General features: G+C 32.2%; 13 protein-coding genes. 5 read left to right on the top strand and 8 right to left on the bottom strand.

Going from position 1 to position 26,473, the window contains the following annotated elements; translation table 11 throughout:
• Positions 1–60 precede the first annotated feature (60 nt).
• The 5 genes from N456_RS16465 to N456_RS16485 all read right to left on the bottom strand — a co-directional run bounded on the left by N456_RS16465 (position 61) and on the right by N456_RS16485 (position 13,175).
• A complete protein-coding gene (locus N456_RS16465; RefSeq protein WP_062059627.1) occupies positions 61–3,096 on the bottom strand; it encodes a hypothetical protein in 3,036 nt (1,011 codons plus the stop codon).
• Positions 3,097–3,774: 678 nt separating this feature from the next.
• Complete coding sequence (locus tag N456_RS16470) at positions 3,775–7,002, bottom strand: VCBS repeat-containing protein (RefSeq protein ID WP_240315549.1); 3,228 nt, start codon at positions 7,000–7,002, stop codon at positions 3,775–3,777.
• 170 nt (positions 7,003–7,172) lie between these two features.
• Positions 7,173–8,828, bottom strand: coding sequence for a RagB/SusD family nutrient uptake outer membrane protein (locus N456_RS16475; RefSeq protein WP_062059630.1), 1,656 nt, complete (start codon positions 8,826–8,828; stop codon positions 7,173–7,175).
• Positions 8,829–8,849: 21 nt separating this feature from the next.
• Entirely contained in the window at positions 8,850–11,798 is a 2,949-nt protein-coding gene (locus tag N456_RS16480; RefSeq protein ID WP_062059632.1) for a SusC/RagA family TonB-linked outer membrane protein, read from the bottom strand.
• A gap of 18 nt (positions 11,799–11,816) precedes the next feature.
• Complete coding sequence (locus N456_RS16485; protein WP_062059634.1) at positions 11,817–13,175, bottom strand: Gfo/Idh/MocA family protein; 1,359 nt, start codon at positions 13,173–13,175, stop codon at positions 11,817–11,819.
• Between the two features lie 458 nt (positions 13,176–13,633).
• Between N456_RS16485 and N456_RS16490 the strand changes: the two genes are divergently transcribed.
• Complete coding sequence (locus N456_RS16490; protein ID WP_205410278.1) at positions 13,634–17,638, top strand: ATP-binding protein; 4,005 nt, start codon at positions 13,634–13,636, stop codon at positions 17,636–17,638.
• Positions 17,639–17,663: 25 nt separating this feature from the next.
• On the opposite strand, the gene N456_RS16495 is transcribed toward N456_RS16490, so the two are convergent.
• Entirely contained in the window at positions 17,664–18,119 is a 456-nt protein-coding gene (locus N456_RS16495; protein ID WP_338021429.1) for a TerB family tellurite resistance protein, read from the bottom strand.
• Between the two features lie 62 nt (positions 18,120–18,181).
• On the opposite strand from N456_RS16495, the gene N456_RS16500 reads away from it, so the two are divergent.
• The 4 genes from N456_RS16500 (at position 18,182) to N456_RS16515 (ending at position 24,602) form a co-directional block, all read left to right on the top strand.
• Positions 18,182–18,436, top strand: coding sequence for a DUF1456 family protein (locus tag N456_RS16500; protein WP_062059640.1), 255 nt, complete (start codon positions 18,182–18,184; stop codon positions 18,434–18,436).
• A gap of 82 nt (positions 18,437–18,518) precedes the next feature.
• Complete coding sequence (locus tag N456_RS16505; RefSeq protein ID WP_062059642.1) at positions 18,519–20,138, top strand: class I SAM-dependent methyltransferase; 1,620 nt, start codon at positions 18,519–18,521, stop codon at positions 20,136–20,138.
• An 81-nt stretch (positions 20,139–20,219) separates the two neighbouring features.
• Positions 20,220–21,101: an IPT/TIG domain-containing protein gene (locus N456_RS16510; RefSeq protein ID WP_062059644.1), complete on the top strand. Its 882-nt coding sequence runs from the start codon at positions 20,220–20,222 to the stop codon at positions 21,099–21,101.
• Between the two features lie 222 nt (positions 21,102–21,323).
• Complete coding sequence (locus N456_RS16515; RefSeq protein WP_062059646.1) at positions 21,324–24,602, top strand: S41 family peptidase; 3,279 nt, start codon at positions 21,324–21,326, stop codon at positions 24,600–24,602.
• A 39-nt stretch (positions 24,603–24,641) separates the two neighbouring features.
• Here N456_RS16515 and N456_RS16520 read toward each other — a convergent pair whose 3' ends face one another.
• A complete protein-coding gene (locus tag N456_RS16520) occupies positions 24,642–25,145 on the bottom strand; it encodes a cupin domain-containing protein (protein WP_062059648.1) in 504 nt (167 codons plus the stop codon).
• 79 nt (positions 25,146–25,224) lie between these two features.
• Positions 25,225–26,418 carry an ADP-forming succinate--CoA ligase subunit beta gene (gene sucC / locus N456_RS16525; RefSeq protein ID WP_062059650.1) on the bottom strand — a complete coding sequence of 398 codons (1,194 nt, stop codon included), beginning with the start codon at positions 26,416–26,418 and terminating at the stop codon, positions 25,225–25,227.
• Positions 26,419–26,473: the final 55 nt, after the last annotated feature.

Consider the following 26,473-nt stretch of genomic DNA (forward strand, 5'->3'; position numbering starts at 1 on the left):
ATATGTATTAGTTTACTCCTTCATTGAGGGAGATAATTTTCTCCAAGATTACTACTACTATTACGCCTCAGGGTCGGGTTCTTCTGCATTACGAATATCGATAGGTTTCCCTGTAAGGATATCTCGTATATTAGGGATCTCTTCTAAATCCTGAAGTACTACTAAACTTGTTGGTACTGTAACTTCCCAAGGTTCTGAATCTTCGGGATAGGGTACTCCATCATTTAGTTTGCCTAGATTTTCTGTGATTTCATTAATAATAGGAACGTATAATTTGTCATTTTTTAGAGGAATATCGTTTCCTTCCCATATTTTTCCGAATTGACAGAAATGTGCTATTGCTTTTTCAAAACCAGGTCGTACAGGTACTTGCACTCTTGCAGCTCCTGCTTTTAGGAATGCTGCAAAATCTGGATCGGGATCTGTAAGGTGTAATGCAGAGATCCATTTAGATTTTCTTCCCCAGAAATAAGGATATAATACATATAGCATATTTTGCCATTCGAAGATGTTTTCAAAAAATCGAATCTGAGAACCTATTTTACAGGCTTTATCAATATCCATTCTGGGTTCATTGGTATTTAAAAATACATTGATATTAATATTATTAATCCCTGTAAGCATCATAATTACCAATTTCTTTAACTCTTCTTTCTCTAATCGTCGATTCTCTAGTGGATTTCTTCCTAGAATCTGGATGCCTTCTGCAATTTCTTGTGCCGCAATTTGCTCTTCATAATCTGCTTTTTGTTGCAGATAAGCATTCATAATAGAATCATATGTATCTTGTTTCCATTTTGTATACCCTTCTGATGTCAGCTCGCAGAACACATCTACTCCTAGTGTAAAACTATTACTATAAAAAAGATGAATTGCATAGGATAGTTCTTTTTCTCGTCGGGTATGAAAGGATTTATATTGCCCACCCCAGCTTTCTGATCTATTATACTCTCTTCCTCCTACCATTACTCTGTAATGATGCCCTTTATCTTTATGAAAAGTATAATCACTCTGTACAGTCGCTCCATAGGCAGCATATCCTTTTGGGATTTCAATTTTACCTGATCTTCCAAAATGTGTATGATCTCCTGTTTTATCTTGCTTATCAAAAAAGGCTATTGTCTGATACTGTGCTGGTGGCTCATTAGCATTAGTTACCTGATATTTACTAACATAATTATGGTAATTGCTTCTTGTAAGATTACTGGGTTTTAGCGGTTTTCCAGAATATGTTGGTGCTTTGGGTTTGATCAATTCCATTTCTTTAGGTGGGTTATCCACCAATGCGTATAAAAAATAAGCTGCTGGTTCTGGGATCACAAACTCATACATCATCCGCTGTCCATAATTAAAAACCTGAGCGTCATATATTTTATTTAACCAACGATAAATCCCTCTTACATGCCCATTTTCTGCGTTTTCATTATTAATTGCATGTTTATTGATTTCTTCAATCTCTTCGAGGTTTTTATTTCTTCGTTCTTCGCGAACTCGCTCTCGTACACGTTCAGAACTTTTTTCGGTTACTTCTCTGGAGTATGAAGATACTTTCTTTTTAGATTCTTCTGTAGATGTAGAGAATCCTGTATTTAGATTTGCCGAAAAACTTACTACTGGTCCATAAGATCCACTTATTTGCAGACCTGCTTCGAGTTCAAACTGGCTTTTTACCGTTTTTTCTGCTTCTGTCTGTAATTCATGGCGTTCTGTACTTTGTAGATTTCTTTCGCTTTCTGTTTCGGTTTCTATCTCAGTAATAAACTCTTCTTCTCGTACATTTAAACGTCTGTGCTCTCGTTCTCTTAATTCTCCTGCCAATACATTTTCTACATGGGCAAATTCTGCTAGCTCATATGCTTTTAATTTTTGCTTGACCATCAATAGATCACCAATCCCTGCTTTGAACTTGCATTGCTTTACAACTGCTTTAAGCTTATCCTTTATTCCTCTGGCATACCCAATTGACTCATTAAACTTATCGGCACTTAAGTAGGCGCCACCCAGTACTACTATTTTTTCATGAGCTTCTTTTGCTTTTATTTTTCCTCCCACATAAGCCATTTCATTTTCGATTTCGGCTACAACTTTTACAGGATTAATTTTTGCTATATCGAATTGTAATTCTGATAATACTTCTTTAGTTTTTACAGGCAATCTATCTACACTTTTACTGGATAGTATAAATTGACTGTCTGTAGTATCTCCTTCATTTTGTGGCACTCCGCTATTTCCTACAATTAATTTTGAAACCATATCGATTTTACCAGAGGTTTCTTTACTAACCGCATTTAAGGTAATTAAATCATTAATTCTGTTTTCTAAACTACTAATCCTTTGATTAGGAACAGTAGTAGCTATTTTTGACACTTCTCTAAAGCGTTCATCTGTTGCTACCTTAGAAATAGCACGATGTGCTTCACTTAATATAGCGAGTTTTTCTCTTAACTTTTTTTGCTCTTCTTCTTCTGGATCATCTTTATCAGGGTCTGGATCATCATCCTCCTTAGATGGCATTTTTAAAAGATGTACAAGCTCTGGCATTATTAAATCAACTGTATTTAAAAAATCGCCTATTGCTACACCTTTTTGAAGAACAATGGTATCTTCTGCAACACCTTTAATCAATTGTAAGACCTTAAATGATAATATTAAGATATCGAGATTAGTATCTGATTCTTCCTCTTCTTCTAAAACACTATCTATAAGAAGCGTTTCTCTAAGGATCATTATGGAATCATTGAACGCTTTTTCTTTTGCTATAGTTTTTGGAGTTTTACTATAGCGCTCCTTTATTATTTTTGAAAAATCGGTTATCGGAGTAGCTGCATTCTTTTTCTCGGATAACCAATCCAGAAAAATAGAAATATCAAAAGGTAGGTTTTCGATTGTTTTTAAATATATTCCTTTTTTCTTTTCTTCTTTTGCTACTTTTTCTAGTTCTGGTCTAGTTGCTCCTGCAGTAACTACAGCTTTTAATTTTTTAAAAACACTCGATCCTCCATTATCATTCGTTACTACTCTAAATTGACCGTTTATCTTTTTCTTTATTTTGGCAGGTCTAACCGCCAAAAGTCTAAAAATACTCTCTTCTGCCATGATTAATAAATTTGTGATTTATAGTGAAGTTAATTTTATATTCTCAAAAATACGTTTTTACAACACCTTGAATATCAGTTTAAAAACTAAATTAACCGGGGGTGAACACCCCTTTTTTATGAAATATACCCCTCCCATTATTTGTTATTTCTTAAAATATGTAAACCTTAATCAGGTATTTTTGTTTAGGTAAAAAAAAGTTTGTGTTCAGAAATTAGTAAATCAATAACTTCGGAGTAAGATCAATGTTATCAAACTAAGGAGTTAGTCTTTAAATGTAAAGATTCATAAAAACCTATATTTTTAAATATGAATACAGACATTAGGATTGAATGACAAAATGAATCAACAACCTCGGAGTAAGTTCAATATCATTAAACCAATAGTATATTCTATTGATTTAAAGCTTTTTTAATACTGGATTCTGGTATACACCAGAAAGACAAAATGACCAAAAAAAACAATACACTCTACTTGTCATTCTAATATAGGGTAGAATCCATAATGAAAGTAAAAGAGTATTTTGTTTATACAGGCATTTAATAATAAAAAATATACAGCTTAATTTAATGACATTGGGAGCAAGCTTATGAGGTATGCTTCTGAAAAAGGTATTTTGATTTTTAGATAAACCTTAGAGAGTCAATTCCTTAATAGGAGATTTAAAACTAAGATGTATTAATTACGTATAGTATACATTTGAGATTTACTATTATTATTTACCACAATAACGGCTTTCTTTTTCTGAGAAGTTATAAGTAACATCTCTCTAACATCTTTATCTGCATAAAATCCCGTTTCTGTATTTTGTATAGGTTTGAATTCTCCATGTATACTTCCTTTAAGATAGATACCTATGCCTGCATCTGCTCTGGTGGTTTCTACTTCGGTATGATAATTATTCCCTGCCATTAATAAATCTTTAATTTGATCACCATCAAAATCTTCATAAAGTATACTATTTATAGGGCTCATTTGCGCCTCAATAGGAAAAGGAATAAATTCAAAACTAGTGTTGTTATTTATAAAAATACCAGATCTAAATTCGGTAACTTGATAATGAATTGCGGATTGGAAAGTTTCTCCTAGTATTTCTTGAATATCACTATTAGCAAAATCATTGTATGTTTTTATTTTATCCTTTAAGTGTGGTATTTGTTGCGCTGTACAGTGTTTACCTCTTACAGGAACTTGCTTGGACTTATAATACTTAGCCAATATAATATCTTCTGTACCATTGTTGTCAAAATCATTTGTATAGATATGAAAGGGTTTTTCTTTTGAAGCTTTATGTTTATAGTTTAATCCTAGATTTCCTGCTATTATATCGTTGTCTCCATCCTTATCTATATCGGCAATCAAGATCTTATTCCACCAGCCTTTGGTTGATGATAAGTAGTCATATTTAGTTTCTTTAGAAAGAACTCCTTTATGATTAATAAATACTTCTATACCCATCCATTCTCCTGTGATGATTAGATCTAAATCATTGTCATTATCGATATCATTCCATGCTGCACTGGTTACCATTCCGATATTTTTTAATTCAGGTGCTAGCTCATCTGTTTTATCCACAAAACTCCCATTTTCATTACTTAAGAGATAACTGATAGGTGCATAAGGGTATTTGCCTGATATAACACGGTTTCCTATAAACAAATCTATATCTCCATCTGCATCATAATCTGATGCTTTTACAATACCTCCTGTTGCCAACATGACGGGTAACTTTTCTAAAGATCGATTAAAATTATAATTCCCTTCGTTTATATATAATCGATCTTGTAGTAATGAAGAATCTGTAGAAAATTCATAGCTACCGCTTACTACATATAGATCTTTGTCCCCGTCATTATCAGCATCAAAAAAACAAGCGTTTATATCTTCATATGCACTATCTTTTATAAAATCTCTAACAGATACTGGCTTAAAACTCCCGTCTTGTGATCCAATTAATAATTGTGCAGCTTGATTGTGCGCTCCTCCAATAAAAAGGTCGTCAAAACCATCATTATTAAGGTCTGTTTTTGTAATTGCAGGCCCTGTTTGAGATAGTTTATGCGGTAAAAGTAGTTGTTTGTCAAAATCGTTGTAAGGGATTTCTGTATGTTCAAAGTCAGATGGGGCTTCAGTAAAAATCATGTTTGATTTTTTATCAATATTTTCTTTTGTTGTTTTTACACTTTTGGCATACTCAATATGTAGTAATTGATTTGCTTTTATGTTTGTAAGTGATTGTGTGTTGCCATCTGGCCAAATGATTTTGATTTGAGGAACTATAGTGGTTTTACCGATTCCAAAATGTAATGTATTGGGCATAGAGGAGAGATAACCCCTAGCATTTATAAGTTGCCGGGTTAGTATGTCTCCATTATGCTGATATATTTTTACTGTTGTTCCGACTCCAAATGTATTGTCCTTAGCTCCTTTAAAAGCAAATTGTAAAAAATTATTGGTAGTATTTTCTCTGGCGTTATTTCTGAGTATTGTAGCGTTTTCATCTAAATTATTGGTGACAATATCTAGATCTCCATCATTATCTAAATCGACATATACAGCACCGTTTGAAAATGTAGGTTTTTCATCTGACCATACTGCGGTTGTATTCTCAAATTTTAGATTCCCTTTATTTTTAAATAAATAGTTGGTTAATTTTTGTTGAGGTAGTTTTTGAGTGAATTCGAAAAAATCTTTTTCTTTTAGTTTATTTTTTTTCTCTTTGATAGTAGTGTTGATTTCAATATTCATGTCTCTATCAACGACATCTCTATAAATACCATTGGTAACATAAATATCATTTAAACCATCTAAATCAAAATCAGCAAAAAGCACAGACCAGCTCCAGTCGGTTTGAGCAAGACCAGATAAGTGTGCAATTTCACTAAAGGTTCCGTTTCCGTTATTTAATTGCATTACATTATGCATATATTGATGGTGGTAATTATTGTTGACCATTTTATTAAAACGATCGATAGACATCATAGACATCGTTGTTTTGGATCGTACATGGTCTTCTGGACTCATGTCTAAAACCATTAGATCATTAAACCCATCGTTATTGATATCTCCTATGTCACTGCCCATACTGTAGTACGAAATATGTTTAAAGAGTGAATTTCTTTTCTCAGAGAATGTTCCATTTTTATTATTTATATAAGCAAAATCGGGTCCGATAAAGTCATTGGATACATAAATATCCTGCCACCCATCATTATTAAGATCTCCTACCTGCGCATTAAGCCCAAAACCTATATCTGGTAAGATTCCTGCTTGTTCAGAAACATCTGTAAAATATCCAGTTCCATCATTGTTATATAACTTATCACTACTTCTAAATGCTTGCGTTTGTTTACTATTTTGAATTTTATTTATTGGTATTATCTTGCCCGATAGGTCGAATTTAGCGGGAGCATTGGTGATATAAACATCCAAATCACCGTCTTTGTCGTAATCAAAAAATGTAGATGTGATCGATCTGTTTGTATCTGCTAGACCATGAAGTTTTGCTTGTTCTGTAAAAGTGAGATCACCATTATTTATATAGAGCATATTGGCTAGTTTTTGATCTCCTTCATACCAACCAGCTCTATTGATATAAATATCTAAAAAACCATCACCATTAATATCTACAACAGATACAGCCGTATCAAAACCAGTTCTTTTTTTTATTCCTGCTTTTATGGTGATATCTTCAAACTGAAAATTTCCTTTGTTTAAGAAAAGTTTGTTATGATAGATATTAGAGGTAAAGAAAAGATCTTCTAATCCATCGTTATTGAAATCGGCGGCAGCAACACCGCCACCGATATAGATGTATAAATATTTATAATAGTGCAGCTGTTCGGATTCTAATATTTTATTCTCAAAAGTTACCCCAGTGATTTCTGTTGGAATTTTAGTAAACAATTTTTCTGATGGCAGTTTATTGATTGGATTCTTACATGAATACAAAGAGATAAACATCAATATTACAATCCAGGTTTTGTATATATACATCTGCATAGTTAGGGTATATCAATATTTTAAATAGTAAAAAAATAGCATAGACCTCAAAAAGAAGCCTATACTATTATATATTAATCATTTTGTATCAGGGATGGTTGTAAAATGATCTGTTGCTCGGGTATAAATTCTACCACTCTTAGACTCGTAGATGGAATTTCTAGGAATGCGTTTGTTCCATTTAGGTGTGTTCCTGGATATTTTCTATTCATTATACGCCCATTTCTATAAACATCATACCGTCTATGTCCTTCATAGGCTAATTCTAATCTACGCTCTTCTAAGACAATATCTAGTACCGTTTTATCCGTAGGAATATCAGCAAGTGTATATATCGGGATGCCTGCTCGTTTTCTAATAATATTTATGTTATCTAGTGCTAACTGATCCATATTTCTTTTGGCTAAGGATTCAGCTTTGTTTAAATACATTTCTGATAAACGAGATACCATTGGTGACCACATATGTATATCATTTTCTTGCAGTGAGGCTTTAAGAATATAGAATTTTGGGTGACCATTCCGTTTTTCTAGATCAAACCCTTTTATAACATCCTGTCTACCATCGGGGGCATTAAAATAATATACTGTTTTTCCATCTACAATTTCAGACATTAGAGTGTATGTAGTTCCATTATCTTTAAACGTAGTTGTTCCTCCGCTTTCGGATGTATTTCTAAATTCATAAGTGTATTCATCATTGACCCAATAGATAGCAGGGGTTTTATCATCATTATCATCTTTTGTAAATTGTGGTTCGATAAATGATTTTCTGGCATCGTTAGGGTTTTTGTCTATTAAATCCAGATATGTTCTCGAGGCATACATCTCTCCCCAGCCTTTGCCTTCTACATTGGCATAAAAAGAGCCTATGGTGTACCAATCGTCAGAGCCTCCTAATAGATCAGAATCAGAGCTTAATGCTACTGCAAAAATAGCTTCATCATTTTGATCAGGAGTTAAGGTATTCATTTTAGAAAATTGAGCTGTTGAGAGTAAAGAGTAGTTTCCGGATGCAATAACCTTATCTGCATATTCTTCGGCTTTTACATTATCTTCTTTATATAAATACACCCGAGATAATAAAGCATATGCTGCTTCTTTTGAGGCAAAAGAGGCTCCTTTATTTATTGTCATTAAAGATGCTGCTTTTTCTAAATCCTTGATCACTTGAGTATACACTTGTTCTACTGTGTGTCTGTCGGGTCTATCTGTAATGTCTGATGTTAATTTTAGAGGTACAGATAAGTTTGAAGGTCCTTGGTTGTATGGTCTGCCAAATACATTACCCATTTGAAAATAAGTAAGTGCTCTCAGGTAATAATTTTCTCCTAATAATTGATCAGTTTCAACTGATTCTCCTTCTATAATTTTTTCGATAATTACATTACATCCTACGGCTATTTTATACGAATTTCTCCAAAACCGTTCTACTCTAAAATTGGTTTTTATGGATTGGTAATTATATAAAAAGAACAAATGATCTGTTGTACCTCCGCTAAGGCTTACATTATCTCCCGCATATTCTGATATTCTATGCAGGTCATCTACCCAGCCATCATAGCCTTTATCTCCTTTTAGTAACGCATAATTACCTATTGTAGCAGTTTCAATCGATTCTGGATCAGAAAATAATTCTTCTACAGAAATATCCTCGTATGGATTTTTTTCTAAATCGCAAGAATGTAGTATAAATGCAATAGCAAGTAGTAGTATTATTAATTTTTTCATACTATTTGTTTTTAAATGTTTTTAAAATGATACGTTAACACCTAACACATAGCGTTTTGGTATAGGATAAGTCAACCCAGGGTTTCCTGATAAACCTAAATTGTCAGTATCTTGATCATTTGGATTACCTGTAACTGCTGGGTCAACACCACTGTACTTGGTAAATGTCAATAAATTATCTCCTGATACATATATATTGAAGTTGCTTATTCCTATTTTGCTTAACACGTTTTGTGGTAAATTATACGATAGGGTAACATTTGTCATTCTTAGATAACTAGCGTCTTCTAAATAACGAGATGAGCGCTTATTAGAATTGTTATTACCGCCTTCAACAGCCAAGGGATGTGTTGCTATATCTCCTGGTTTTTGCCATCTGCTCCAATCATCTGCTAATACTTGCTGATTAAATGTTGTGTAGAATCCATCTGAGTCAAACAGTTCTCTGGCGCCATTATATAGTTTCCCTCCTTTAGAAAAATTAAAATTGGTAGAAAGAGATACATTTTTATAGCTTAGTTTAGAGTCAAATCCACCTATAAAATCTGGTGAAGCTGAGTCAACAATTTGTAAGGTAGCATCATTCCAATTACTGGTTTCGGTACGCTCTCCAGTATCAGGGTCTACAACTTCCCATAAAGGGTTTCCATTATCGGGATCAACACCTAACCATTTTCTGATATACCATGAATTAGAATCTTCTCCTATTTTAAATAGTTTGCTGTCTCTAGGAATCTCTGTTTGTCCATCGAACAACTCCGTAACTTCATTTTTGTTATATCCTATATTAAATCCTATATCCCAGTCAAAATTTTTGCTTTGTATAACATCGATAGAAACTGCTGCTTCATACCCTATATTGGTAAGTCCTCCAACATTTTCCCAAAACCCACTATATCCTGTAACGTCTGGTAAATCTACAAAGTACAAGAGGTCAGAGGTATCTTTATTATAATATTCGAGTGTTGCACTTACTCTATTAAAAAGCCTTGTGTCAATTGCAATATTTGTTTCATATGTTTTTTCCCAGCTTAAATCTGGATTTCCTAATTGATTTAATATTGCTCCAGGTGTTCCGATATATTGTGTGTTTAATCTATAGGTGTCTTGGTAGGGGTATAAAGATGATGGCCTGTTTCCTACTGATCCATAACTTAATCGTAGCTTCAATTCATTAATATGTTTACTATTAAAAAATGCTTCATTATGTATGTTCCAGCCTGCTCCTAACGCAAAGAAATTACCATATTGGTTATCCAACCCAAAATTAGAAGCTCCATCTCTACGTATTGAGGCTTTTACAAAGTATCGATTGCTATATCCATAATCGGCAGATAAAAAAAACGATTGTAGCGCATAATCATTTTTAGTGCCTTCGATTTCTCCAGCTTCGCTTGCAACATTTAAAACTTCTGTTCCAGCAACAATACCATTACCAGTAACATCTACATTTTCATACACATAATCATTATATTCATACCCTCCTAAAGCTGTTACAGAATGTTCTCCAAATAAATTTGAATATTGTAATACCTGAGTTGTTAATTTAGTAAATTCCTCGTCTATTCTATCTCTTATACTACCCTCTGTAGCTAATCCAGAAATTGACCTGGGATCTGTGTATGTTTTTGATTTATAGCGATAATAAGTGAAGTTATTTGTAGATCTGAATAGTAGATTAGGTATGATTTGATACTCAAAATCAAAGTTTGAACTTAGATTAAATGTATTATCTTCAGAGTAGTTCCACTGCTGATCATATAAATAGTTTCTTTGATCTCTACCTAGCCAATTTGAGTCTTCTTGTGCATTAATTGGTTTACCTTCTGCATCAAAAGGGTTATCCCAAGGCAGGTTAAGGTACAATTCATATAACGGAGCTTCGGTAATCCTATTTCTGTCATCAAAGCTAAATGATAGTTTAGGACTTATTTTTAGTCGTTCTGTAATATTGTAATCCAAATTCATTCGATAGGTATACCGATCTAATTCATTACCTCTTAAGGTTCCTGTTTCATTATAATACCCGCCATTGATATATAAATTTAATCTTTCGGTTCCCGAAGTAAACGATACATTTACGTCTTTTACAAACCCGTCTTGGGTTCCGTTTTTAAGCCAATCATGATTACGATTTAGCAGTTCTGGAGAGAACCAAGGTTGAGAGTTGGCAAATTGAGTATGGTAATCATATAGTTGTTGTGAATCCATAACTTCAAATTTTCCTGTATTAAAAGTATTAATTGCCATTTTAGAACTTACCGTAATTTCTGACTTACCAGAGGTTCCTCGTTTTGTTGTAACGATTATCACACCATTGGCGCCACGAGATCCATAAAGTGATGTTGCCGAAGCGTCTTTAAGTACAGATATCGATTGCACATCGTTTGGATTAACAATGGGTATAGTGTGTTGTATAACGCCATCAACCACCCACAAAGGGGTTACTCTACCACCTAATGATGAGGAACCCCGTATTAATATATTTGGTATAGATCCTGGGCTACCACTAGAGGCTCCTAATCGTACTCCTGCAACTTTTCCTTGTAGCATAGTAGTTACATCGGGAGTTGTGATATCTTTTAGTTCTTCTGATTTAATATTAACTATTGATGAGGTAATTGTTTCTTTCTTTTGTGTTCCATAAGCAACAACTATGATTTCACTCAATTCACTAACATCATTTTGTAGAACAATATCTAGTTTTGTTTGAGTATTGATCTGAACTTCTTGTGTTATATATCCTAGATACGATATTTCAAGAATATCTTTTTCTTTAGCTTCTATTGTATAGTTTCCATCAAAATCTGTAGAGGTTCCTTTTGCGGTACCTTTGATTAAGATAGAAGCTCCCAAGATAGGTCTATTGGATGTGTCATACACGGTTCCTTTTATTGTTTTTTCTTGAGCTGATATGCTATTTGTAAGCATAGACATAAAGATCAATAGAATGATTCCTAGTTTTTCCATATATTGTGATTTAATGATTTAGTACTTACTTTTTATCCAGTTATAAGGTTTACGTTTTACCCACATACCTCTGGTGAAATCAGGAAAATTTTGTGGTTCTCCATTGTTTTCGATAGATAATTCTGAGAGCGGAGTAATTGCACTCCAGGCTGCTGCATCATAAGCATCTAGTGGAGGTGCAATATTTTCTTTTGCAGATTCAACAAATGCATTTAGAACAAAGAAATCCATGCCTCCGTGTCCAGCACCTGTTGCTAATTCTCCATGTTTTTGCCATAAAGGGTGATCATATTTTTTAAGCCATTGATCAGCTTTATCCCATTGATGCGGTTTTGATTGCCCTTCGATATACATTCTATTACCATCAACTTCCCATAATCCATTGGCTCCTTGCACTCTAAACCCTAATGAATACGGACGTGGTAAATTACAATCATGAGTTACAATGATTGTTTCTCCATTAGCAGTTTCAATGGTAGTAGTAATAACATCTCCTTGTTTAAATTTTATTTTCGCATTAGGATGGTCTTTTCCACCATGCTTTACGATATAATTATGTAATCCAATTGCTTTTGTAGCATTAGAGGTCAGGGATACGAAACGATTACCTCTATTTACATCACACATGATAGCTATAGGACCGACGCCATGTGTAGGATATACATCACCATTTCTAAGAACAGAATGTTGGGTTCTCCATTTTGATTCTGAAATTCCTTTTTCTCCAAATTCAACACCTTTTCCATAGGCAGTTTTTCCGTCATTTAGTTTTACAAAACGAAGATCATGTTGGTATCCACATCTAAAATGAACTAACTCGCCAAAAACATTTTGTTTCACCATGTTTAGAACCGCAAGTACGTCTCTACGATAATTCACATTCTCTAAGATCATTAGATGAGATCCCGTTGCTTCATGTGTATTTACCAGATCCCAACATTCTTCGATAGTATTGGCAGCAGAAACTTCTAGTCCTGTGTATTTTCCTGCTTTCATAGCATCGACCGCCATTTTGGTATGCCATAACCATGGCGTAGATATTATTACAGCATCAACATTGTCTAATTCTAATAGATTTCTGTAATCATAATCACTATTTCCAAAAACTTTGGGTTTTGACCAATTAGCGGTATCTATTTTCTTTAATGCTAATTTTATTCGTTCAGGATCGATATCACAAATAGCGGTTATCTCAATATCTTTTCTATTCAGAGCATTGTTAAAATGATTCATTCCTCTTAATCCAACACCAATAAAAGCTAGTCTAAGTTTTTTATCATTTAGGTTGGTCATCGCTCCAAAAGATACATTAGAAAGTAGTGATATACCCGCACTGGCAAGTGCTGTTTTTTTAACAAAATTTCGTCTAGAATTCATTTAAGTTATTTTACTGTTAAACTATTTATAACTCAAATATGATGGATACATTCGGTATTTAAGATGATATTTTAGGCATTTAGGAGTAGTATTTAAGATGTAATCTTATCAGTGCTTATTTTGTCCCCCTTTTTGACGAATTAGACTACTTTATAAAGTGTATTTTGAGTTTTTTGGAATTATGATTGCTAACTTTTATTAATATATTTAACATCATTTTAAATGATAATCAACTTCAATTGTTAAAAAAACATAATTACAGCATAAAACTATAGTTATGTCGATAACACTTCATATACACAATTTTCATAATAGTACAATTACAGAGAACCGTACTAAATGGTATTTTACTAAAAAATGAATATTTTATGTTTAGATCAAGAGTCTATTTTTTGTTAAGTATTTTTATCTGGTGTGTCTCTTTCTTGCATGGTCAAAATCATACAAGTTTTAGACACTTGTCACCTATAAACGATAATAAATTTGTTATCCCTTCAAAGACCACGCAAGATGCATTTGGTAATATATGGATGTTGTCCTCTGATGGGATTTTGGTTTATAATGGTTATGATTATAAATTAATTAAAAACAAGATGGTTTTTCCTAATATTCAGCATAATGATTTTATAAATAATATGCTTGTTGATTACAATAAGAATATATGGATAACTACTCAATTTGGATTGATTTCAAAATATGTTGCAATTGCTAATCAATTTGAAGATATGACTCTTTTATTGCCCAAAAACGATATTATAAGCTCAATTGTAGCAAAAAATGATAGTGTTTGGCTGGTCTCTAAACTTGGTAATATTTATAGATATATTGATTCTAAAATGAATTTTATCACTACAATTTCACACAAAGGTGCTAAGATCAAAAACATCATGGATATTGATGTATTACATTCATCAGAGATATATGTTAGTACCAAAAGTGGTACAATTTATAGGTATTCCCTAAGGTCAGAACAAACAACTGAATTAGTCGGTCTGTTTACAAATTATCCAGGAGATATTATCCTTGCAGCAGATATTAATAATAAGCTTTGGGTGGGAACCGAAACTTATGGACTATTTGTCTATGATCCTATCAATAACCAATTTATTCAGGATTCTTTTTTTGAACAAGAACGGTTTAATATTAATAAAGAAATGTTTCTGTCATTATTTTGCAGTAGTGATGGGTATATGTGGGGAGGAACAGATGGAGGTGGATTGTACAAAATAAATATAACCACTGGAGAGATTGATTTATTTACACGACAATATTCTAATGAGTTTTCTTTGAGTAGTAATACTATTTTGGATATTAATGAAGATAACCACAAAAATATATGGATTACTACAAATTATGGTAAACTTAATATTCTTCCTAACAGAAATAACAAGATTAAATATCATGAAGGCTCTGATAATAATATACCTCTTAGAGTATTAAGTATTTTAAAAAGCTCTAAAGGTGTTTTATGGATTGGAACAGATGGGTCTGGGTTAACAAAAATGACGTGTGCTACCGACGGAACTACGCAAGAAAAACGATACTTTAATGATATATCTTTAAACAGAGGATATTATATTCAATCTATAGCAGAAGATAATCGATCAAATATTTGGTTCGGAACCTATAAAAATGGGTTATGGTATCACAATACCAGTAAAAATACTTTTCAAAAGATAAGCGTTTATAATTCTAATAAACAGGAAGCAAAGGATATACGAACCGTTTTTTCTGATACTAAAGGACGTATTTGGGTAGGATCTAGTCTTTCTATTAATGTGTATTCTTCTGATTTAGAACTTCTGGCCGTTTTTGATAATACTACTAAAGGGTTAAAAGGAACCAACACAGAGAGTATTCTGGAAGATAGAAATGGTACAATTTGGTTAGGACTTTATAACGGAGGATTATTTCAATATAATGAACATCATTCTGATATACAGCAATCTACTTTTATAAGCTATTCTCAGAAAAATAGAAACTATAAAAATGAAATCCATACTGTTAAATCTATGGTTCTAGGTGACTCTGAAGAAATATGGTTACTTGACAGGTTGGGTAAATTATTAAAATTTAACACCAAAGATAAAGTATATACCACATTTGAACATATAGAGTCTACAGAAGAAAAAATATTTATAGCGATTCTTAAAGATGGTAATGGAGACCTATGGATGAGTTCTAAAAATAATGGAATAAGCCATTTTGATGTTAAAAATAGTACTATAAAGACCTATTATGATACAGATGGTTTTCAGGATAATATGTTTTTACCCAGAAGTAAATTTAAAGATGAGCAGGGGCTATTGTATTTTGGAGGAGTTAAAGGGTTAAATAGTTTTAACCCAAAACACTTGAATAAAAAAGCATCTGAAACAAAATTATATATTAATAGTGTAGAGATACTTAACCAACCCGTATATTCTTTGTTACCTTCTACAACTACAACAGGAGTTTTTAATGTCGAATCGCTACAATTAAAACATGATCAATCCCACTTTTCTTTTAGGTTCTATGCTGTAGATAATATTTTAAATCCTAGTTACTATTATGCGTATAGATTGAAAGGGTTTGACAAAAATTGGATCACCAGTAAATCAGAACGTTTGGCTACCTATACAAATATCCCTCCAGGAGACTATACTTTTGAAATCAAAACAGGAACCAAAAAAGGAGTTTGGGATCTTCCTCAAAAAAGTATAGCGATCACTGTACAACAACCGTTATGGAATACATCATTGGCGTATATTTCTTATCTACTGCTTCTGGCATTAACAGTTTACGGAATAAGGAGATGGTATGCTTTAAGAAAAAAATTATTTCTTGAAAAAGTTAGTCATAAAAAAGAAAATGAATTACATGATTTAAAGATGAATTTCTTTGCAAAAATGTCACATGAAATTCAGACACCGATTACATTAATTCTTGGTCCTATTGATGATATGTTACAAAAAGCAGAAAAGAACGGAAACTTGTTATTAAAACAACGCTTGAATATTATATCATATAATACTAAACGCCTTTCTAAGATTGCAAAAGAATTAACACTAGTAAGAAATAAAGAATTAGGAACTTTAAGATTAACAGTTACCAAGAATGACTTATGTAAAGACATAGAAAATATTTCATTATCGTTTAAGGAACTGGCAAGAAAAAGAAAAATAGATTTTATTATCAATTGCCCGAAAAATTTACCTAAAGCATGGTATGACAAAGAAAAACTAGAGCATGTGGTGTATAATTTACTGTCTAATGCTTTTAAATTTACTCCAAAAGAAGGAAATGTTTTTCTAAATATTGTTCCAATCAATACGAAGAAGCATATAAAATTATCTGTTTCAGATTCTGGTCCAGGGATTCCTGATGAAGAATTACAGCATATTTTCAAACTATTTTATCAATCGGATATAGGTAAAAAAAACAAAGGTACTGGTATTGGGTTAGCGCTAACCAAAGAGCTGATGAATTTGCATAAAGGAAAGATAAAAGTAAATTCTAATCCAGCTGAAGGAACAACATTGACTATCAAGTTTCCGATTACTAAGAATGCTTATGACGATACAGAAAGAATAATAATCCGTGATTCTGAAAAACCTAATACTAATACTATATTAGAAAATGAAGTATTAAATCAAGAAAAAGAAAAAGACCTCTCCAAGAAAACTATTCTAATCGTAGAGGATAATTATGATTTACAGACTTTTTTAAAAGAGCTTTTATGTAATGAATATAATATCATCTTGGCAGAAAATGGTGAAGAAGGGTATTATTATACTAAAAACAATTTCCCAGATCTCGTTTTAAGCGATATAATGATGCCAAAATTAGATGGTATCGAAATGTGTAAAAAAATTCTGAATGATCCTATGACGATACACATTCCTGTTATATTACTCACTGCCAAAAATTCTACAAATTCTAAAATATTAGGGCTAAAATCAGGGGCTATAGAATACATTAGTAAGCCTTTCAATACGAATGAATTATTATTGAAAATAAAAAATATTATCTTATCTAAAGAGCATATTATATCAAAATATCGAAAAGAAATCATTAGTCGTCCAAAAGTAATATTAGAAAAGTCACAAGATGAAATTTTTCTTGAAAATCTAATGAATAATATAAATGCGAGATTAGATGATCCAGATTTTAAAATGGAAGAATTGGCAGCATCATTACATATGGGGTATTCTAGCCTTTACAGAAAATGTCAATCCCTAACAGGGCATAGCTTAGTTGATTTTGTACGGTTACTTCGCTTAAAAAAGGCAGCTATCTTAATTACTCGGTATGGCTATAATATCTCTGAAGCTTCTTTTATGACAGGGTTTAATGATCCTAAGTATTTTTCGAAATGTTTTAAAAAACATTTTAAAAAAACTCCTGTAACATTCAAAAAAGAAGCTAAAGAAATGGGAGTTATTTTATACCTAAATAAGCATAAAGTAGATACTACTTTTTAATAATAGATACCTAATTTTTAAATAACTAGTTATAATGTCTCGTAAAAATAGCTATTAATTCTTGTGGTGGAATTAACTTATTAGGATAGTCATGCATTTTTTCTAGAACTGCATCAATAGCTTCTAATCGTAATCCTAGATGTAATCCTATTTCCTTAATTTTATGGATTTCTTGTTGAGAAGTTTCCTGATCAACATTCATAAGCAGTACCAATCTATGAAACTGAAGAATACGCTGTGATTCTGGTTGTAGATTTTTTTTCTCTACTTCTGTATCTTTTAAAGCATCAATCTCTTCTTTTTGTATTCCTAATTGTGATGCAACTGCTAGAATAAAATTATACTCTTCATCTTTAAACTTATGATCTGCTTTTGCAAATTCTATCATTTCTGAAAGCAGACTCAATTTTTCTTCTTTACTATACATGTTCCTAATTACTTTTTGCCGAAAATAATAATTTCTAATTACATTGACCTCTATTTTTTTATACTCTAACCTATATTTTCAACCATTTTTAAGTTCAAAACATATACCTTTGCTTCATGGGTTTAACAAACAATGATATTTTCAAAAAACTACGAGTAGCACATAAATTACGTGATGATGATATTGTAAAAATTTGTGCTTTAGTAGATTTTAAAGTTACTAAAAGTGAATTAGGTGCGATTTTTAGAAATGAAAACCACCCAAAGTATATGGAGTGTGGTGATCAGATTCTACGTAATTTCTTAAATGGATTAGTGATTCATCTTAGAGGACCAATGCCTAAAAAAAAGAAAGTTACTCCTGAAAAATAAGAATCCAAAATAACATTCTATTACCTCAGAATAAATTCTTAATTTGGAGAATATAACTTTATCTAATCCAAACTAAGTATTTATGCTCACTACTACCGAAAAACAAGAATTTAGACAAGAACTTTTCAGGCATTTAGATGGTATTGCTGTTGCTCCTGTTGCCTATACTCTTTTTAAAAACGGTATCACTAATTACCTCTTTAGCAACAAAGAAGTATCTATTTCAGAACTTACTACTTTTTTTAAAGCTAATGAAGGGTATCTTACTATAGCATTACGAATACTGGCAGCTCAGGGATGGGTAGATTACAACATTAATAATAATGATATTATTATCAAAACCAACAACTTTTCTAAATTAGCATTTGATCATTTTTATCTGTATGAAGATATCGTTAATTTATTAGAATATTCTGGTAAGTTTCATCCTCGAAAGTTCGAATTAGAGCCTTTTCATAAACTAGAACAACTATTCAAAAACTATCAAAATCGTTTTAATTTACCTCCTACATCAGATCCTATAACTACTAAAATACAAGATCAAATTATTAAACATATTGAGGGTGTTTTGGTTGGTCCAACTACAGTACATCTCGGTATGGGGGGTATGTTTCATAAGTATTTTATGGAAGCTTCTTTTAGCCCCGATGAGTATCATAAATTTCCTGAGAGTTTTGATACTATTCTTACATTTCTAAGTTATCTAGGTTGGTTTAGCAAATCTAATGGTAACTATACCTTTACTAATAAAGGGTTATTCTTTGCCAAAAGAGCTTCTGCTTATGGCGTTACTGTATCATACATTCCTATGTTTAGACAAATGAAAGATTTAATTTTAGGAAACCCTAATGTATTATGGGAAACCCAGTCTGATACAGAAACTCATGTAGACCGAGAAATGAATGTATGGGGTAGCGGTGGTGCACATGCTAGTTATTTTAAAAAAATTGATGAGATTATCATTAGCCTATTTAATAAACCTCTAGAACAACAACCTAAGGGTATTTTAGATATGGGATGTGGTAATGGTGCTTTTTTGATACACCTTTTTGATGTTATTGCTTCAAAAACATTAAGAGGAAAGCATCTAGATGATTACCCTTTGTTTCTGGTAGGAGCAGATTATAATAAAGCTGCTCTAAAAGTTACAAGAGCTAATCTGATACAAGCAGATATATGGGCTAAAGTTATTTGGGGAGATATCAGTGATCCTGATTTACTGCAGCAAGATCTAAAAGAAAAGTATGCTATCGAATTAAAAGAATTATTATCCGTAAGAACATTCTTAGATCATAATAGAATATGGAGTAAACCCATATCTAAACTTAACACTCCTAGTCTATCTACAGGAGCTTTTGCTTATCGAGGAAAGCGATTGCAAAATAATGATGTAGAGCGCAACCTTAAGGATCATTTTATAAAATGGGAATCCCACATTGCTAAATTTGGTCTAATTGTAATAGAGCTACATACTATATCACCAGAATTAACTGCTAAAAATCTTGGTAAAACTGCAGCAACAGCCTATGATGCTACTCATGGTTTTTCTGATCAGTACATTCTAGAGATTGATTCTTTTCTTAAAGTAATTGAAGAAGTAGGTTTACATAGTGACCCTAACTACTTTTCTAAATTCCCTAATTCTGATCTAGCAACAGTAAGTATTAATTATATTATAGGTATAAACAATCGCGAGAAATAATAGTATTTTATTAATTATAAAGTAACATTTTTCAATATTTAAGACATATACCTATAAAAACTACAGGTTAAACATATAGAAATGGAAAAAATTTATTCAATTATTACTTTATGTTTTTTAATTATTAGTTGCTCAAGTGATGACAATACTACTACTGAGCTCGTAAGCAAACCTACAATCAACAACATTTCGACAAATAGCGCAAGCATAGGTGATATTATAATTATAAATGGAAAAAATTTCAATCCAAACGAAACCTATATCGTAAAATTTAATGAAATTAAGGGGCGAATTACAGAGATTACATCAACTCAACTTAAAGTAGAAGTTCCAGAAAATGCAACTTCTGGAAAAATAATTTTAATATATAAAGGAGAGAAAGTAAATGTAGGTAACCTTGAAGTTACTATAGAATTAATAAATAAACTATATGGATATGTAGCTTATGATAAACTTGTGGAACTGAATATAGATGATGGTTCAGAATTATCAACTATTGCTACAATTGGATCTGATTATCTTTCTGATATTGTATATTCAAAAAACACTAATGAAATAATAGGACAAACCTCTGTATCTAATCCTAATACAGGAAATAACACATATTACTATCACAAAATAGATATTACTACTGGACAAATCAGTAAAAACACGTATCCTGGATATGAAAGTTTGGTAATAACTGATAGTGGAAAATTATATGGATATGTAGCCTATGATAAACTTGTGGAACTGAATATAAATGATGGTTCAGAATTATCAACTATTGCTACAATTGGATCTGATTATCTTTCTGATATTGTATATTTAAAAAACACTAATGAAATAATAGGGCAAATCTCTGTATCTAATCCTAATACAGGAAATAACACATATTACTATTATAAAATAGACATTACCACCAGAAAAACAAGTAAAAACACATATGCTGGATATGAAAGTTTGATCACAGCTGGTGAGTAAGTATTAATTAGTATAGGAAAGTAAGTGCAAATGGATTATAAAAGTATTTTGAGTTAATGATAATTTCTATCACTATATTTTTTTCCTAATTATTGAAAATAACCTATTTCAGAAAATGATCTACAATAATTTAAAAAATGATTAACAAAACACTCCTTAAAAAAGCTGTATTTTCACTTAATCTATACTATATCGCATAAATATTACAAACCGCCATCGATCATGAAGAAATTTAATTTTACACTCTCTAAGTGTATACTAGTACTTACTCTAGCTTTTATTCCATTACAATCATTTTCTATTGATCCATCGGATACAAGAATGATGCATCAACCCGCTATAGGAAAATCACATATTGCATTTATTTATGCAGAAGATCTGTGGATTGCCAATCTAGATGGTACGCAACCCAGAAGACTCACCATTGATAAAGGTCTTGAATCCAATCCTGTTTTCTCTCCGGATGGTAAACATATTGCTTTTAGCGCAGAATATGATGGTAACGTAGATGTATTTATAATTCCTGTTAGTGGGGGAATCCCTAAGCGACTTACATGGCATCCCGGGCTAGATAATACTCTTAATTTTTCTCCCGATGGAAAATTCGTGCTATTTAATTCACAAAGAGCGATACATACCAACAGATACTCTAAGTTATATCAAATCTCTATTGATGGAGGATATCCAGTAGAATTAGAAATACCAAATGCTTGGCATGCAACATATTCTCCTGATAGCAATCACATGGCCTACACCCCTATACAAGAACGTTTTCATCAATGGAAAAATTATAGAGGGGGAACAACTGCTAATATTTGGTTATTTTCTTTTATGGATAAATCTATTATTAAAATTCCTCAACCAAATAAAGGAAGTAATGATGTACAACCTATGTGGAAAGGAAGTGAAGTCTTTTTCTTAAGTGATAGAAATGGAGAATTTAATCTATTTTCTTATAACACTTCTTCAAAAAAAATTAATCAGCTTACTCAGTATAACGATTTTCCTATTATAAATGCGAATCTTAGTGAGAATACGATCATTTTTGAACAAGCAGGGTATCTTCATATCTATAATATCTCTCAAAAAAGCACTACTAAATTAAAGATTGGTATTGGTACAGATTTATTAGAATTACGAGAACGATATATAAAAGGTAACCAACATATCCGATCAGCAAATATATCTCCTACTGGTAAAAGAGCTGTTTTTGATTATCGTGGTGAAATCATAACCGTTCCTGAAGATAAAGGTGATCCCAGAAATCTAACATTAAGCCCCGGTAGCCATGATAAGTACCCTGCATGGTCTCCCAACGGAAAACAAATTGCTTATTTTTCTGATGTTTCTGGTGAGTATGAACTTTATATTACATCGCAAGATGGTAAAGGTGAAACTAAAAAATTTAAAATCCCAGGAACAGGATTTTATGCCTATACAAGCTGGTCACCTGATAGTAAAAAGATTAGTTTTTCTGATAATGGTCGAAATCTATACATTCTTGATATTGCTTCAAAAAAAATCACCAAAATTGATAATGATGAATACTATCTCCCCGGAGCTTTTAGAGATTTATTTGGAGATTGGTCTTCTGACTCGAATTGGATCCTATATTCAAAAATTATAGAGAGTAATTTCGAACAAATATTTTTATACAACATTAAAGATTCTAAATCTTACCCTATATCTGATGGCTTAAGTAATGTAAGTGATCCCATTTTTGATGCTAATGGAAAATATATCTATTTTACAGCTTCTACAGATGCTGGACCTGTAGTAAATTGGTTTGATCAATCCAATCAAGATATGTCGCTTACTAATTCTATATACCTTGTAACACTCCAGAAAGATACAATTTCACCTTTTGTAAAAGAGAGTGACGAAGAAAAGCCTACAGAAGATACTAATGAAGAAAAGTCTAAAGACAAGAAAAATTCTAAAAAAGAAAATGAAAATAGTAGTAAACCGATACAAATTGATCTCGACGGGATACAAAGTAGAATTATTGATCTGCCAATAAAAGCAGGTGTTTATTATGATTTAAGTTCTAGTAAAGAAAATAAATTATTCTATATAGCGGATACTCCTAATAGTGAATCATCTATGCTCTACCAATATGATCTAAAAAAGCGCAAAGATACCATGATCATGGAATTAGATAGCTATGTAATTTCTGCTGATGGAAAAAAGATGTTGTACAACAAAAAGGATACATGGGGAATTACAGAAATAGGTAAAGCACCTAAAAATGGGCGTGGAGTATTAAAAACAGAAAAAATACAAGTAAAAATAAACTCTTCACAAGAATGGGAAAATATCTTTAATGAAGCATGGAGAATTAATCGAGATTATTTTTACGATCCTGGGATGCACGGTTCTGATTGGAAAGCTATGAAAAAGAAATATGCTCAATTTTTATCGCACTTATCTTGTAGAAACGACCTAAATAGAATCATACAATGGATGTGTAGTGAATTGTCGGTTGGTCATCATAGGCTTATAGGGCGGGGAGAACAATTAAATACTCCCAAACATATTCCGGGTGGGTTATTAGGAGCTGATTATACCCTTATAAATAATAGATATCAATTTAAAAAGATATTTGGGGGGCTTAATTGGAATCCAAAATTACGATCCCCTTTAACAGAACCAGGAGTCAATATACAGGAAGGTAATTACCTATTAGCTGTAAATGGAAAAGATCTGAATAGTAACCAAAATATTTTTAGTTTTTTTGAAAATACTGCTGATAAAATAACTGAATTAACCGTTGGACCTAATCCAAACTATACCAATTCAAAAGTGATAAAAGTAACTCCAATAGCTAGTGAATATTCTCTTCGGAATCGTGATTGGGTAGAAGGAAATCTAAAAAAAGTCAATGCAGCAACAAATGGGCAAGTTGCTTATGTGTATGTTCCTAATACTACCACTGCTGGTCATGAGTATTTTAAAAGATACTTTTATCCTCAAGCCAATAAAAAAGCAATTATCATCGATGAACGATTTAATGGAGGTGGGCAAATAGCTGATTACTATATTAATCTTTTACTTAATCCTTATCAATCCCATTGGAATTTTAGATATGGTCGAGATCTAAAAACTCCAAGTGCTTCAATCCAAGGTCCTAAAGTAATGCTTATTGATGAGACTGCTGGATCTGGGGGTGATATGTTACCATGGATGTTTAGAAAATTTAAAGTAGGTACATTAGTAGGTAAACGTACTTGGGGCGGCTTAGTTGGTATATTAGGTTTTCCCGAATTTATTGATGGAGCTAGTGTTACAGCTCCAAATATAGCTATCTGGACCGAAGAAGGATTTATTGTTGAGAATGTTGGTGTTGCACCAGATGTAGAAGTAGAACAACTGCCCTCTGAAGTTATAAAAGGTAAAGATCCTCAATTAGAAAAAGCAATTGAGATTATCCTAAAAGAGCTACAAAATAATCCTATAAAAGAACCTAAAAAACCTCCCTATCCTATACGAGCAAGAAATTAAACACTAAAAAAATGTCTGGTTAAATAATCAGACATTTTTTTATCTTGTCAGCGCTGTAATAATTTCTTTATATTTTGGGTATTCTCTAATTAAAGCCTTTCTTTCGGCTAATTCAAAATCATTAAAATCAAATCCTGGTGATACGGTACAACCTACTAATGAGTAACTATCATCATTTTTTACGCTAGATGCAAACCAACACCCTGCAGAAACCACTAATTGTGGAACTTCTCCTTGATCGATATCCATACCTACAGTATATCTTTCATATCCTCCATTTAGTCCAATGACATGTACATATAATGGAGATCCATCATAAAAATGCCATATTTCATCTTGCTTAATTTTATGAAATGCAGAAAAATTAGCTGATGTAAGAAGAAAGTAAATAGCAGTACAGTAGTTACGATCTCCTGTAAATTCATCTCCTAAAACAGCTCTTGGGATAGTACCTTTGCTTCTATAGGTTTCTTTATAAAAACCTCCTTCGGGATGAGGATTCATGCTTAATCCCTGAACAATTTTTTCTATTTTTTTATTCATACTATCATTTTATAACGTACAAAAAAAAGCGATCTTAATAAAGATCGCTTCTAATATATAACAAAAATTTTGATGGCTATTATGCCAATACTGCTTGTACTTTATCAGCTGCTTCTTGGAATTGTACTGCACTTTGTACATCTAATCCACTAGAATCTATTAATTCTTTTGCAATATCTGCATTAGTTCCTTGCAGACGTACAATAATTGGTACTTTAATTGCATCTCCCATGTTTTTATATGCATCAACAACACCTTGTGCTACACGATCACAACGAACAATACCTCCAAAGATATTGATAAGGATTGCTTTTACATTTGTATCTTTTAAGATAATTCTAAATGCTGTTTCTACACGTTTGGCATCTGCTGTACCTCCTACATCAAGGAAGTTAGCTGGTTCTCCTCCTGCTTGTTTGATCAAATCCATTGTAGCCATTGCTAAACCTGCACCATTTACCATACATCCAACGTTTCCATCTAGATCAACATAGTTAAGTCCAACTTCTTTTGCTTCAACTTCTATTTGATTTTCTTCACGAATATCACGCATATCCACATAATTCTTATGACGGTATAATGCATTATCATCTAAAGTAACTTTGGCATCTACTGCCATAATCTTATCATCACTTGTTTTAAGTACTGGATTAATCTCAAACAAAGATGCATCTGACTTAACATAAGCTGTATATAGTGCCATTACAAACTTGGTCATTTCTTTAAATGCAGTACCACTTAATCCTAGATTAAATGCCACACGTCTTGCCTGAAATGGTAATAATCCAACAGATGGATCAACTTCTTCTGTAAAAATAAGATGAGGAGTTTCTTCTGCTACTGTTTCAATATCCATACCTCCTTCTGTAGAATACATAATCATATTACGACCAGTAGTACGGTTTAGTAATACTGACATATAAAACTCATCTGGCTCATTATCCCCTGGATAATATACATCCTCTGCAACTAATACCTGATGAACTTTCTTACCTTCAGCAGAAGTCTGCGGAGTAACCAAATTCATTCCTATAATTTGTTCTGCAATTTCTTCTACTTCTTGTAGATTTTTAGCCAACTTAACTCCACCACCTTTTCCTCGGCCACCTGCGTGAACCTGTGCTTTAATTACATGCCACCCAGTCCCGGTTTCGGCAGTAAGTTGTTTTGCAGCTGCTACAGCTTCATTTACGTTTTGCGCTACAATACCGCGCTGAATACGCACGCCAAAGCTGTTTAATATCTCTTTACCCTGATACTCGTGTAAGTTCATACTATATTTTTTTTGCCTTTTTTAGGAGTTCCAAAAATAGGAAAAGTGAAGTTAT

The organism is Aquimarina longa SW024 (genome assembly GCF_001401755.1).
Classification (GTDB): Bacteria; Bacteroidota; Bacteroidia; order Flavobacteriales; family Flavobacteriaceae; genus Aquimarina; species Aquimarina longa.

What these genes read in the sequence shown, in the direction of transcription:
- N456_RS16480 (WP_062059632.1), bottom strand. Translation starts at nt 11,798, where the DNA reads ATGGAAAAACTAGGAATCATTCTATTGATCTTTATGTCTATGCTTACA.
- N456_RS16515 (WP_062059646.1), top strand. Translation starts at nt 21,324, where the DNA reads ATGAAGAAATTTAATTTTACACTCTCTAAGTGTATACTAGTACTTACT.
- N456_RS16505 (WP_062059642.1), top strand. Translation starts at nt 18,519, where the DNA reads ATGCTCACTACTACCGAAAAACAAGAATTTAGACAAGAACTTTTCAGG.
- N456_RS16475 (WP_062059630.1), bottom strand. Translation starts at nt 8,828, where the DNA reads ATGAAAAAATTAATAATACTACTACTTGCTATTGCATTTATACTACAT.
- N456_RS16485 (WP_062059634.1), bottom strand. Translation starts at nt 13,175, where the DNA reads ATGAATTCTAGACGAAATTTTGTTAAAAAAACAGCACTTGCCAGTGCG.
- N456_RS16465 (WP_062059627.1), bottom strand. Translation starts at nt 3,096, where the DNA reads ATGGCAGAAGAGAGTATTTTTAGACTTTTGGCGGTTAGACCTGCCAAA.
- N456_RS16500 (WP_062059640.1), top strand. Translation starts at nt 18,182, where the DNA reads ATGGGTTTAACAAACAATGATATTTTCAAAAAACTACGAGTAGCACAT.
- sucC (WP_062059650.1), bottom strand. Translation starts at nt 26,418, where the DNA reads ATGAACTTACACGAGTATCAGGGTAAAGAGATATTAAACAGCTTTGGC.
- N456_RS16520 (WP_062059648.1), bottom strand. Translation starts at nt 25,145, where the DNA reads ATGAATAAAAAAATAGAAAAAATTGTTCAGGGATTAAGCATGAATCCT.
- N456_RS16510 (WP_062059644.1), top strand. Translation starts at nt 20,220, where the DNA reads ATGGAAAAAATTTATTCAATTATTACTTTATGTTTTTTAATTATTAGT.